This is a genomic window from Maricaulis sp. (genome assembly GCF_034670125.1).
Lineage (GTDB): Bacteria > Pseudomonadota > Alphaproteobacteria > Caulobacterales > Maricaulaceae > Maricaulis.
In genome coordinates this window covers 43,259-55,786 of the sequence record NZ_JAXMOC010000008.1, presented here as the reverse complement: position 1 = coordinate 55,786, position 12,528 = coordinate 43,259, and the positions used below count along the sequence as shown (strand labels likewise).

Annotated in this window: 11 protein-coding genes and 2 tRNA genes; 9 read left to right on the top strand and 4 right to left on the bottom strand. The window is 64.1% G+C overall.

The window, feature by feature from the left end:
- The first annotated feature begins 26 nt into the window (after window positions 1-26).
- From VOI18_RS13165 to VOI18_RS13155, 3 genes are all read left to right on the top strand, one after another.
- Window positions 27-1,046, top strand: a complete 1,020-nt coding sequence (locus VOI18_RS13165; protein WP_323762876.1) for a LysM peptidoglycan-binding domain-containing protein — start codon at window positions 27-29, stop codon at window positions 1,044-1,046.
- A 338-nt stretch (window positions 1,047-1,384) separates the two neighbouring features.
- Entirely contained in the window at window positions 1,385-3,280 is a 1,896-nt protein-coding gene (locus tag VOI18_RS13160) for an ABC transporter ATP-binding protein/permease (protein ID WP_323762875.1), read from the top strand.
- A gap of 108 nt (window positions 3,281-3,388) precedes the next feature.
- Window positions 3,389-4,111, top strand: coding sequence for a prephenate dehydrogenase (locus VOI18_RS13155; RefSeq protein WP_323762874.1), 723 nt, complete (start codon window positions 3,389-3,391; stop codon window positions 4,109-4,111).
- Window positions 4,112-4,183: 72 nt separating this feature from the next.
- On the opposite strand, the gene VOI18_RS13150 is transcribed toward VOI18_RS13155, so the two are convergent.
- A tRNA-Asn gene (locus VOI18_RS13150) sits at window positions 4,184-4,259 on the bottom strand.
- A gap of 368 nt (window positions 4,260-4,627) precedes the next feature.
- Here VOI18_RS13150 and VOI18_RS13145 point away from each other — a divergent pair.
- Both VOI18_RS13145 and VOI18_RS13140 read left to right on the top strand, forming a co-directional pair.
- Window positions 4,628-4,978, top strand: coding sequence for a DUF962 domain-containing protein (locus VOI18_RS13145; protein ID WP_323762873.1), 351 nt, complete (start codon window positions 4,628-4,630; stop codon window positions 4,976-4,978).
- Window positions 4,979-5,016: 38 nt separating this feature from the next.
- Entirely contained in the window at window positions 5,017-5,157 is a 141-nt protein-coding gene (locus VOI18_RS13140) for a DUF2256 domain-containing protein (RefSeq protein WP_416374887.1), read from the top strand.
- 1 nt (window position 5,158) lies between these two features.
- Here the strand turns inward: VOI18_RS13140 and VOI18_RS13135 are convergent, their stop codons facing one another.
- Window positions 5,159-6,679, bottom strand: coding sequence for a cryptochrome/photolyase family protein (locus tag VOI18_RS13135; protein WP_323762871.1), 1,521 nt, complete (start codon window positions 6,677-6,679; stop codon window positions 5,159-5,161).
- A gap of 87 nt (window positions 6,680-6,766) precedes the next feature.
- Between VOI18_RS13135 and VOI18_RS13130 the strand changes: the two genes are divergently transcribed.
- Window positions 6,767-7,456 (top strand): SDR family oxidoreductase, encoded by a 690-nt coding sequence (locus tag VOI18_RS13130; RefSeq protein ID WP_323762870.1) that lies wholly within the window; start codon window positions 6,767-6,769, stop codon window positions 7,454-7,456.
- 38 nt (window positions 7,457-7,494) lie between these two features.
- On the opposite strand, the gene VOI18_RS13125 is transcribed toward VOI18_RS13130, so the two are convergent.
- Window positions 7,495-7,568: transfer RNA gene (locus VOI18_RS13125), tRNA-Cys, on the bottom strand.
- Between the two features lie 210 nt (window positions 7,569-7,778).
- Here VOI18_RS13125 and VOI18_RS13120 point away from each other — a divergent pair.
- The 3 genes from VOI18_RS13120 (at window position 7,779) to VOI18_RS13110 (ending at window position 10,851) form a co-directional block, all read left to right on the top strand.
- Window positions 7,779-8,432, top strand: a complete 654-nt coding sequence (locus VOI18_RS13120; protein ID WP_323762869.1) for a protein-L-isoaspartate O-methyltransferase — start codon at window positions 7,779-7,781, stop codon at window positions 8,430-8,432.
- Window positions 8,433-8,705: 273 nt separating this feature from the next.
- On the top strand, window positions 8,706-10,094 hold the full coding sequence (locus VOI18_RS13115; RefSeq protein WP_323762868.1) for a TolC family outer membrane protein: 1,389 nt from the start codon (window positions 8,706-8,708) through the stop codon (window positions 10,092-10,094).
- A 157-nt stretch (window positions 10,095-10,251) separates the two neighbouring features.
- Window positions 10,252-10,851, top strand: a complete 600-nt coding sequence (locus VOI18_RS13110; protein WP_323762867.1) for a DUF2497 domain-containing protein — start codon at window positions 10,252-10,254, stop codon at window positions 10,849-10,851.
- Window positions 10,852-10,991: 140 nt separating this feature from the next.
- Here the strand turns inward: VOI18_RS13110 and mltF are convergent, their stop codons facing one another.
- Complete coding sequence (gene mltF / locus VOI18_RS13105) at window positions 10,992-12,386, bottom strand: membrane-bound lytic murein transglycosylase MltF (protein WP_323762866.1); 1,395 nt, start codon at window positions 12,384-12,386, stop codon at window positions 10,992-10,994.
- Window positions 12,387-12,528 lie beyond the last annotated feature (142 nt).

Here is a 12,528-nt window from a genome sequence, read left to right as displayed (position 1 = left end):
GGTTGATGGATGACAGGAGACAGGCCATGACCGCCACGCGGTCGTTTATCATCGCTGCAGCCCTTGCCGCGCTGGCGATTGCCGCCGCGCTGGCCTTCATCATGTATCGTCCGGGCCCCGCCGATGACAGCGCCGGCGTGCCGGTCGCAGGAAACCCGGTGTCCCCCGCTGGTACGACAACAGAAGCCGAACCCAGTGCCGCCATGCTCGCAGCGCCGGTGTTTGACATCGTTCGTGTAGCGCCGGCCGGCACCGCCGTGATCGCCGGGCGCGGCGAACCGGGGGCTGCGATTCGCCTCCTCGCCAATGACGAGGTGCTCGAATTTGACAGCAGCAATGGTCGCACCGATCACATGCTCATCGATGAGCGCGGTGAGTGGGCGATCATCCTGCAGGACCCGCTGCCGTCCGGCGCGGTCGAGCTTTCCCTTTTGATGACCGCCGCTGACGGTCGCGAGCTGCGGTCCGACCAGGTTGTTGTGGTGTCCATCCCCGAACAGCGCGGACCAACGCCGCTGGTCGTGGTCGGTCGTCCGGGCGAGGCCAGTCGCGTCTGGCAATGCCCGTCCTGTTCCAATTCCGAGATGGGCCCGCTGGTGCTCGAGACGATCGACTATGACGAGACAGGCGCTGTCATCTTCTCGGGCCGCGCCGATGCCGGAACCACGGTGCGAATCTTCGCCAATGGTGCCCTGGTCGGTGAAGCCACGGTCGGTCGCAATGGCCGCTGGAACCTGCAGGCCGGCGCGCTGCTGGCGCCGGGCATCTATGACCTCCAGATCGACCAGGTCGACGAGGACGGTCAGGTCAGCGCGGTCATCGTTCTGCCCTTCGAGCGCGTCGCCGCGGAAGACCTCAACATGGGTCCCAATTCGGTGGTCGTGCAGCCGGGCAATTCGCTTTGGCGCCTGGCCCGCCGCCTGTATGGCGAAGGCGTCCAGTACACCGTCATCTACGAAGCCAATCGCGACCAGATCCGCGACCCCAACCTGATCTATCCCGGCCAGGTGCTCGAAGCACCGGGTGAGGACGGGCAGGGCGGGTAGACGAGCGAACGTCAGCTTGGCTGCTGCCGACAGGGGGCAGCGCGCTGAACGTCGCGCAGCGTGGACAGCGGCCGCTGAGTGTCTTGGAGTTGCGTGATGGCGCACACTGCGCGACCGCGCGGATCTTCGAATTACCATATTTCACCGTCATCCCCCGGCTTGTCCGGGGGACCTCAACACCTCTGTGAGCGGTTTGGCCGAGGTCCCCCGGATGCTCGCTGCGCGATCCCCGTGGGATGACGCGCGGTGTGGTGTTTGGAAGGGCACCGGGCTTCTGACCGCCAGTCTCAGCCCTCAACTCTGGCGCTTGCCCCTGCAACGCCCTATCTCTCCCCGCAATGAAACCGACAGCTCCCGATAGCGCGGAAGACGCCCGGCAAGCGCCGCAAGGCTCGCTTGGCAAGACGATGTGGCGGCTGTTTGCGTTGCTGGCCTCGCCGGAGATGGCGAAGTGGCGCTTCCGCATGGGGCTGGCGCTGGTCCTGACCATCATTGCCAAGCTGTTCTCGGTGGCGGCGCCGATCCTGTTCGGTGACGGCATCAACCTGATTGTTGACGCGACCGGCAATGCCCCGACCTCGCAGGCGGGGCAAGCCAGCACCTTGTGGCCCGGGCTGCTGACGACCTTCTCGCTGGCCTTCATTGCCTATGCCGTGGCGCGCTTCCTGTCGGTTGGCGCACCGCAGCTGCGCGACGCCATGTTCGCGCCGGTCAGCCAGGACGCCCAGCGCCTGACCGCCGTGCGGGCCTTTGCCCATGTCCAGGGCCTGTCGATCGGCTATCACCAGACCAAGCGAACCGGCGCCCTCCAGCGCATCATCGAACGCGGCGCCCGCGCCGTCGATTTCCTGATGCGCTTCCTGATCTTCAACATCGCCCCGACCCTGTTCGAGCTGACCTTGGCGGCGATTGTGCTCAGCGCTAATTACGGCTGGGAATTCGCCGTCATCGCTGTGGTCACCATCGTCATCTACATGGCGCTGACCTGGTCGATGACCGAGTGGCGCGTCGGCATACGTCGGCAGATGAATGATGCCGACAATGAAGCCTCCGCCCGCGCCGTGGACGGGCTGATCAACTTCGAAACCGTGAAAGCCTTTGCCGCCGAAGAGCGCGAGAGCGATGCCTATAACGGCGCCATGAAGCGCTATGCCGGGGCGGCGGCGAAGTCCCAATCCTCGCTCGCTTTGCTCAATGGCCTGCAGGCGCTGATCATGAATGCCGGACTGCTGGCGATGGCCCTGACGGCCGGCTGGAAGGCGTTCAACGGCGTGCTGGGCGCTGGTGATGTGGCGGCGGTGACGCTGGTGCTGATGAATATCTACCAGCCGCTCAACATCCTTGGCTGGGCCTATCGCGAAATCAAGCAGGGCGCGGTCGACATGGAGCGCGTCTATGAGACGTTGGCCTTGAAGCCCGATGTCGCCGACGCGCCGGACGCCCGGCCGCTGATGCTGCAAGGCGGAGCGGTGAGTTTTGCCGATGTCGGCTTTACCCATGACGGCCGCTCGCGCTCGCTCGGCGGTGTGTCGATGGACATTCCGGCCGGCAGTTTTGTCGGCATTTGCGGACCCTCCGGAGCGGGCAAGTCGACCGTTTTGCGCCTGCTGTTCCGCTTTTATGACCCCGAGCAGGGATCGGTCTCGATTGATGGCCAGGACCTGCGTTCGATTGCCCAGGCCAGCCTGCGCGATGCGCTGGGCCTGGTGCCGCAGGACGTGGTCCTGTTCAACGACACGCTGCGGGCCAATGTGATCTATGGCAGGCCGGAGGCCAGCGAGGCCGAGATCGCCGACGTGCTCAAGCGGGCCCATCTCAGCGAGTTTGTTTCCGGCCTGCCGGACGGGTTGGAGACGCGGGTGGGTGAGCGTGGCCTGAAACTCTCCGGCGGCGAGAAGCAACGGGTCGGGCTGGCCCGCGCCATCCTGAAAGACCCGGCGGTGCTGATTCTCGACGAGGCCACCTCGGCGCTCGACAGCCAGACCGAGAGCGAGGTCCAGGCGGCCTTGAGCGAGGCGGCCGAGGGACGCACCACCATCGCCGTCGCTCACCGCCTGTCGACCATTGCCGGCGCCGACCGGATTTTCGTGCTCGATGCCGGGCGGGTGGCCGAAACCGGCAGCCATGACGAACTCCTGGCCCGCGGCGGTCTCTATGCCGACATGTGGCGCCGTCAGAGCGAGGCGGTCTCCGCCGCGTCGGTCGGTTCAGTGCCGGTATCGGTCGCTAAATAGCATTGCGCGGCGCGTCGCCTTGCTTACCTTGGTGTTCCGAGCACGGGGCGACTCCATCATGACCGGACACACGCGCACACGACGCACCCTGATGAGCAGTGCGGGCGCATGACCCAGCCTCAAGCTGTCGGCCTGATCGGCTTGGGTGCGTTCGGACGTCTCGCCGCCGTGCATCTTGCACCGCATCTTGATCTGGTCGCCCATGATCCGGCGGTCGCAGACATGGACGGTATAGCCTGTGTGTCGCAGGCCGAGGCCGCGTCCCGACCTGTGGTCATCCTCGCGGTTCCGGTTCAACAGATCGCCGGCGTCTGCCAGCAAATCTCGGCGCACCTGCCAGAGGGCGCGCTGGTCCTCGATGTGGCTTCCGTCAAACTCAAGCCCATGGCGGCCATGCGCGAGCACCTGCCTGCCGGGACTCGCATCCTTGGCACCCACCCCCTGTTCGGGCCGCAGAGCGCGGCAGACGGGCTGGACGGCCAGTCCATCGTCCTGTGTCCCGACAGTGATTTTGACCCGGCCTGCATCGCCGATTTCCTGCGCGACGATCTGCGCCTCGATGTCCACATCTCCGACGCCGATACCCATGACCGCACCATGGCCAGCGTTCAGGCGCTGACCCATCTGGTGTCCAAGGTCATCACCGATCTGGATCTGCCCGCCGCGCCCTATACGACGCGCAGCTATGATTTGCTCAAACAGGCCGCGGATCTGGTGGCCGGTGACAGCGACGAGCTGTTTCGGGCCATCGAGCGGCACAACCCGTATGCGGGCGAATTGCGGGAGCGGTTTTTCCAGGCGGCACGCGCGTTGGACGAACGGCTGGAGTAGGGCGTTTCGGCCACGAAAAAGCCCGCCATGGGGCGGGCTTTTCGACCCCGGTTGCGGGGTGTTTCTTGAGAATGGCTCCCCGGGACGGGCTCGAACCGCCGACCCGGTGATTAACAGTCACCTGCTCTACCAACTGAGCTACCGAGGAATACCGTCTCTCAAGCGAGGCCCGGCTTTTATCAGAGCTTTTGCTCCCGGCGCAAGCACCCTGCTGCGCAAATGGCGCAAACTGTGTGCAAAAAAAATCGGGAGCCGCGAAGGCTCCCGAAAAGGCATTGGGTGGATGGTGGGGTGTCTTCACGGGAAGACGCAGCTAGAATCGGCCGCGAACCCTTAAGGACGGGTTAATGGCGGTGGCCAAATTAGGCATTTGGTTTATCGTCATTGCCGAATTCCTAATGGATTCATGGAAATGCGTGGATAAGTCGAGATGATTGATTCACCATGATCCGGCCCGTCGAAGGGCCTGAATACCGCCGGGCGCAAGGCCCGCCGGGCGAATCACCGGAGTTGACCATGCGCGAACACGCCACATTCCAGTCCTTCTGGCCCTTCTATCTGCAAGAGCACGCCAAGCCGTGGACCCGTACCTGGCACTTTGTCGGCTCGACGCTGGCTATCGCTGTGCTGATCTACGCGCTGGTGTCGCAGACCTGGTGGCTGCTCGCGGCCGTCCCGGTCTCAGGCTATTTCTTCGCCTGGGTCAGCCATGCCTTTGTCGAGCGCAACAAGCCGGCCACATTCACCTATCCGCTTTGGTCGCTGGTGGCGGACTACTGGATGTACGGCTGCTTCCTGACGGGCAGGCTTGATGCCGAGCTCGACCGGGCCGGTGTGCCGACCGGTCGGCAGGCTGACGAGGCCTGAGGCTTTCCCCGACGGCGACGGGCGCTATGTCCGAGGTCATGAGCCGACCGTCCAAACATCAGCCGAAACCCACCAAGACCTGTGGGGTGTGCGGGCGCCCGTTCGAGTGGCGCCGCAAATGGGCGGCGGTCTGGGATGAAGTGAAATACTGTTCACAGCGCTGTCGACGGGCCCGGTGAGTCAGAGGTCCGCGAGCACGTCACGGGCGCGGTCCCGATAGGCCTGTCGCTTGTCGTCCGTCATGCGGTCCCAGTTTCGATAGACCGGCCCGAGACGCGGATTGCCGCGCAAGGTGTCGGCATTGCGGTCGAGAAAGTCCCAATACAGTGAATTGAAGGGGCAGCTGTCCGGGCCGGTCCTGTCCTTCACATTGTAGCGGCAATCCCCGCAATAGTCTGACATCCGATTGATGTAGGCGCCGCTGGCTGCATAGGGTTTGGAGGCCAGCAGTCCGCCGTCGGCGAATTGGGACATGCCGATCGTGTTGGGCGCTTCGACCCATTCGAACGCATCAATATACACCGCCAGATACCATTCATGCAGCGCGTGTGGATCGATGCCGGCAATCAGTGCAAATGTACCGGTGACCATCAGGCGCTGGATATGGTGGGCGTAGGCCTCGCGCCGGGTCTGGCCGATTGCTTCGGACAGGCAGGCCATCGCCGTGTCACCCGTCCAGTAGAAGTCCGGCAGGGCGCGGCGGGCGTCGAAGGCGTTGCGATGGACATAGTCCGCGCCCTCGCGCCAGTAGATGCCCCGGACGAATTCGCGCCAGCCGATCACCTGCCGGATATAGCCTTCCGCTGAATTGATCGGCACCCGACCTGATCGCCAGGCATCTTCCACCCGGCGGCAGACCGTCATCGGGTCGAGCAGGCCGATATTCATGTAGGCCGACAACAAGGAGTGGTGGAGAAAGGGCGTGCCGCGGAGCATGGCGTCCTGATAGGTCCCGAAATCGGCCAGGGACTCGCTTATGAAGTGCTCGAGCGCCGCCTCGGCGCCATCCGGAGTGACCGCGAAGCGAAACGGTTCGAGATCCCCGAATCCGTCCGGAAAATGTTTGGCAACCATGTCGATGACAGCGCGTGTTTCCGCGTCAGGCCCGGCGGAGAAGGGGGCAGGCATGAACAGGTCGTCGGCGGCAGGCTTGCGGTTCTCCGTGTCGTAATTCCACCGCCCGCCGGCCGGCTTGTCGCCGTCCATCAGAAGCCCGGTCTCGCGCCGCATCTCGCGATAGAAATACTCCATCCGCAGCTGCTTGCGGCCTTCGGCCCAGGCGTTGAAGCGGTCGTGGCTGCAGATGAACCGGTCATCCTCGACTATCACCACTGGCAGGTCGAACCGGTCCTGCCAGCCGTCAAACTCCTTACGCAGGCGCCACTCGCCGGGTTCCGTCAGGATGATTCGGTCGTAGCTGTGCGCGGCCAGGGCGCGCTCCACCGCCTCGGTGAAACTGCTGCAGGGCTTGTCCTGGTCTAGCCGGTGATAGATCACCCGCCGCCCGCTTGCTTCCAGCGCGGCGGCGAAATGGCGCATGGCCGACAGCACGAATACAATCTTCTTGCGGTGATGCCAGACATATCCGGTTTCGCGGCTCGCCTCGACCATCAGGATGTCGGCATCGCCCGGGGCCGTTTGGCGCAGGCTCGGGAGGTCCGGCGTCAGCTGGTCGCCCAGTACCAATACAAGGTCGGTCATGACGGCCCTCTCTCATCCATTTCTGCATTGCTTACGTAGACACCGTCACGGCAGACCACTTTTTGAAACAGATGGTGAGATGAAGCGATGACACGTTTGGCGGTGGTGATCGGGGCAGGGGGCGGCCTGGGCGAAGCGTTGTCAGCGGCACTCTTGGCGCGCGGCGACCACGACCGGGTGATCCGGCTGTCACGCCGCACCGACCCGCCGGTCGACTTCACCGACCTCGCGTCAGTTGAGCGGGCCGCGAGCTGGTTGTCGCGGCAAGCCGGGGACATTCGGCTCGTCATTGACGCCACCGGCTTTCTTCATGACGACCGCTTCAGTCCGGAGCGCAGCCTGCGCGATCTTGATCCGGAGCACATGGAACGCGCGTTTCTGATCAACGCGATTGGCCCGGCCATGCTGATGAAGCATGTCCTGCCATTGCTGCCGCGTGACGGGCGTTGCGTCTTCGCGACCCTGTCGGCGCGGGTTGGCTCGATTTCCGACAACCGGCTGGGTGGCTGGCACAGTTATCGGGCGTCGAAGGCCGCCCTGAACCAGCTTGTGCGCGGTGCTGCGATCGAATTGGGGCGGCGGCACAGGCACGCGATCTGTGTCGCGCTGCATCCCGGCACCGTTGACACGCCTCTGTCGCGACCCTTCTCGAAATCCGGCCTCGAGGTCCGCCCGCCTTCCAAAGCGGCGGCGGAGGTGCTGGCCGTGATCGAGGGGCTGACCGAAGCCGACTCGGGTGGATTCTTTGACCACAAGGGTGAGCCCATCGCCTTTTGATGCGTGAGCCGGTGGTCCGGTCATGTCGGGTGAAGGCTTGGAGGCACCGCCCGGAATCGAACCGGGGTACACGGATTTGCAATCCGCTGCGTAACCACTCCGCCACGGTGCCAAGCCTTGTGAGCCGGGAGCTATAGCGCTGTCGCGCGATGCGAGCAATCCGGCTTTGTCACCTCATTGGCAGGCGGGCAGGCCGCGATCGCGGTACGGTGCTCCCGGAGGCATTTCGCCGCGCACGCAGTGGCATGCTTGCGGGGCTGCGCAATGCCGGGATATATCAGCGCCAGCACTATCCGAACCGGGCCTGGACAGGGAGAGCCTCGTGAGCGAATTCGAGACCGCGCGCAAGCAGATGGTGGATTGCCAGATCCGGCCGTCCGATGTCACCGACCGGCGTTTGATCGCTGCCTTCCTCGATATTCCACGCCACCTCTTCGTGCCGCGGGCGAGACGCGCTTCGGCCTATTCCGACGGCCAGGTGCCAGTTGGCGATGTGCGGTCGCTGATGCGGCCCCGTGATTTTGCCAAAATGGTTCACGCCGCCGATATCCAGCCGGACGAGCTGGTGCTCGATATTGCCTGCGCGCGCGGATACTCCACGGCGGTTCTGGCGCGCATGGCGGGAACCGTCGTCGGTCTCGAATCAGACGAGGACAGCCTGTCGCGAGCGACCGGATTGTTGTCTGACGCGGGTGCTGACAATGCCGTCGTGATCGAAGGCGAGCTGGCGGCGGGTGTCGCCAAGCAGGGCCCGTTTGACGTGATCTTCGTCAATGGCGCGATTGATTCCGTGCCGCAGGCCTGGTTCGACCAGCTGGCGCCAGGTGGCCGCCTAGTGGCCGTGATCCGCAAGGGGCCGGTTGGCAAGGCGACGGTCTTCACGCGGTCGTCCGCCGGCATTGGAGAGCGGGTTGTCTTTGACGCCCATGTTGCGCCCTTGCCAGGTTTCCAGGCCGAGGCCGGTTTCGCGCTCTGACATTTTTTTTCCGAACCGGAACGGATTTCGACCGGCCGGGCGTTTGATCTCCGGTGTCTGCGAACCGCCGAACGATGTGCGCCGGGGCAGGTTACAAAAATATCAGGGTGAACAGTGTTCACTTTTAATGTGGCCATGCCTATATGCGGGAATGGCAGGCGTGTGGCCGGAAAATGGTCCACCGCGTCGTCGGCACTGGATCGGTCGGCGTGACGCGTTAGTATAAGGCATAGGAGCGACGGGCCGGGCCCGCCGCTGTCAGAGGGGTTCGTAATGTCGCGATTGAAGAGTGTAGCGCTCATGTTGGCTGCCGGCGCATCGGCGCTCGCGCTGGCCGGGACGGGACAGGCCCAGACGCTGGAGGAAACCCTGGCGCTGGCCTACAATTCCAACCCGACCCTGCAGGCCGAGCGGGCCCGCTTGCGGGCCACCGATGAGGGCCGTGTCCAGGCGCGTGCCGGGCGGCTGCCGACCGTTTCGGCGTCGGCGTCGATCTCAAGGTCGCACTCGGAAGGCGAGAGCTTTTCCCAGATCAACAATTCCACCAACAGCTTTGAATCGGACGCCACGCCCAAGAATTATGGCCTGTCCGCCAGTCAGCCGATTTATCGTGGCGGCCGGATCGACGGGGCCATCGACCAGGCCACGGCTGTCGTCATGGCCGGGCGCGAATCGCTGCGGGCTACCGAGCAGACCGTGCTGATCGAAGCGGTCACGACCTTCATGGATGTACGCCGCGATGGCAATGTCGTCGAGATTCGCCAGAACAATGTCGAAGTGCTTGCGCAGCAATTGCGAGCGGCCCGCGACCGGTTTGAAGTCGGTGAGATCACCCGGACCGATGTATCGCAGGCCGAGGCCCGGCTGTCGCTCGCACAGGCACAATTGTCGGCAGCCCAGGCGCAACTCGCTGCCAGCCGGGCCGCCTATGAGCGTGTGACGGGTCAGCCCGCCGCGTCGCTGAGCGCGCCGCCGGCCCTGCCCAGCCTGCCGGACAATCTGGCCGATGCGGCGGAATATGCCTTCGACAATTCTCCGCAATTGCTGGCCGCCCGGTACAGCGAGGAAGCATCCCAGCACGCGATTCGCATCGCGCGCGGTGCATTGCGCCCTGAAATCTCTGTCACGGCTTCGGCATCATCGGCTCGCGATTCCAGTTTTTCCGGCGATGTTCGCGACAGCACCTCGATCATGGGCCAGGTCTCGATGCCGATATTCACCGGCGGGTTGAACCGGTCGCGCATCCGGGCTGCAGTCGCCCAAGAGGAGCAGGCCCGGCATCAGGTCCGTGAGGCCCGCCGCCAGGTCACTGAAGCGGTGACCAACGCCTGGTATGGCTATGTCACATCTCTGACCGTGATTGAATCGAGCCGCCAGGCTGTGCGGGCCAACGAGATCGCGCTCGACGGGGTGCAGCAGGAGGCCTTTGTCGGGATCCGTACCACGCTGGACGTCCTCAACGCCGAGCAGGAGCTGCTCGAATCGCGGCTGACATTCGTGACAGCCGAGCGCGACAGCTTCGTCGCGGGCTATCGCCTGTTGCAGGCGATGGGACTGGCCTCTGCCGAACGCCTGGGTCTGGATGTGGAAATCTACGACGCCGCAGCAGCAGATTCCCGCGAATCGCGCTTCCCTAACCTTGACTTAACGCCCTGGGACTAGGGTTTTCGCAGAGTCGCGGGCTGGACAGGCGAGTTCCGGCCCGGTTTATTCGCGTGATACGGGAAACTGCCGGACGCAGTTGAACATTGCCGATCATGGTTCCGGGCTGCAGTGATCCGCTGCAGACGCCGACCGAAGACAAGGGAATTGGGCGCTCATGGCCGATGCCGCTGAAAACGAACCGTCGATGGAGGAAATCCTCTCCTCGATCCGCCGCATCATCAATGAAGACGATGAAGATGCGCCAGCGGAAGCCGAGGCCGAGGCCGAAGCTGCCCCGGCCGACGAAGAGCCGAAGAGCCAGGATGATGTCGACGCCCTTTTCGACGAACCGGCCGCGGATGACGGCGGCGACGATGTGCTTGAGCTGACCGACCTTGTCGATGCCAGCGATGAAGGCACTGATCCGATGGCCGTCGATGACGATCTGATGATCGTCGACCGCGAAGAGCAAGAACCGGAGCCAGAGCCTGAACCGGTCATGGCCGAGCCGGAACCCGAAATTGATTTTGATGCCCTCGCGGACGAAACAGCTGACGGCATCATGAGCGAGCCGGCCGCCGCTGCGGCTATGGGGTCTTTCCACACCCTGGCCGAGAATATCCGAATTTCCGAGGAAGAGGGTCGCACCCTGGAAGGTGTTGTCCGGGCCCTGCTGCGTCCGATGTTGAAGGAGTGGCTCGACTCGAACCTGCCCTCGATTGTCGACGAGAAGGTGCAGGCCGAGATTGATCGCGTGGCCCGACGCCGCCGCTAGGCCGTTATCCGGCCTGCCTGTCGACAAAACAAGCAAGAGGGGCGCATCCCGGCGGATGCGCCCCTTTTTCATGGCGCCCGCGTTTCATGTGTGACGCGGGACAGCCGATCAGCTGAGTGTCACTCGTGTCCGGTTCGTCGTTACAGGTCCTGGGCCGAGAGCAAGGCGCGGTACTCCCGGATCTTGGCGACATATCGAACCGGCTCGTGTCCGCGGGCATAGCCATATCGCAATGTCGTGTAATGCTCCGGGTCCGACAGCAAGGGCAGGACTTCGGCCAGATCATCCCAGCTGTCCTTGTCGCGCCCGAGCCGTTCAGCCAGCCGTCGGGCATCATACATGTGGCCCATTCCGACATTGTAGGCGGCCAGGGCGAACCACAGCCTGTCGGGACCAGTCACGCTGTCTGGTACGCGCTCATACAGATCGTCGAGATAGGCGGCGCCGCCAAGAATGCTCTGGTGCGGGTCGGTGCGGTCATCAATGCCCACCCGCTCGGCAGTCGACAGGGTCAGCATCATCAGCCCGCGCACGCCGGTGGCGCTGACGGCGTCGGGGTCCCAGTGTGATTCCTGATAGGCTTGCGCCGCCAGCAATTCCCATTCGAAGGGCAGGTCATCGGCGACTTCCTCGAACAGGCTGCGATAGCGGGGCAACCGGTTTTCGACCCGGCGGACGAAACGCGCGACATCGACATAGTCATAATCGCCGAAGCGCCCGAACCAGGTTTCGTCGAGGGCCTCCAGCAGGCCGTCGGCGTGTGCGGTGGCGAACCAGGCCGAAAGGGCCGCGCCCAACCCGTCAACGTTGGCGTCGTAGGCCCAGGCGAGCGGCTGTTCCCCTGTCAGGTTCTGGGCGACGATCAACTCGGGATGGCGTCGTCTGGCGAAGTCTGCAAGATGGCTGTCCGCGACCGTACAGTCGGCGCGCCCGTCATCGACGGCCTCCAGCAAAGGCATTGCCGAGCCGGCCGCGCGGGTTCGCCAGCGCAGTGCCGGATGGGTTTCGCCGATCGCGCGCAGGGTCTCTTCATAGCTGGACCCCTCCAGCACAACGATATCAGCCTCGGGCAAGCGGTTCAGGCGGGTCGGGCTGACTCCGCCGCGACGACAGACGAGTTGTTCCGTCACCGACTTGTAGACGGGCGAAAACGCCAGCCTCTGCGCCCGGTCGGGTGTCAGCGTGAGACCGGCGGCCGCGATATGACCGTCACCGGACCCGAGCGCCTCGAACAGCACGGGAATCGATTCGGCAAGCTCGAAGCGTGCCGTGACGCCAAGGCTCTCGGCGAAAGCGTTGGCGAGATCGACCTCGTAGCCGGACGGACCGGCTTCATTCTCGATGAGACTGGTCGGGCCGGCGAGGGTGAGGACAACCAGTTCGCCGCGGTCCCGAATCGACGTCAGGGTGTCGGGCTCCCGGGCAGGAGGCGGCGCGCTGCAGCCGAGCGGCAGCAATAGTACCAGCAAGGCGGAAAGCCGTTGCGGTCTAACCGGTCTCAGGTGGGCGGCCAGCGCCCGGAGTGCGTGTTTCATGACACCAAGTTAGGCCGAGTGTGCCGGAAACACAAATTGGCAACCAGGCGGAGTGATCGGTTTTTGTTCCGTTTTGTTAACCATAAATGTTCCGCTTGTGTTCCCGGAACAAAATTGGTACATCAGCACTTGGTTGCCCGGA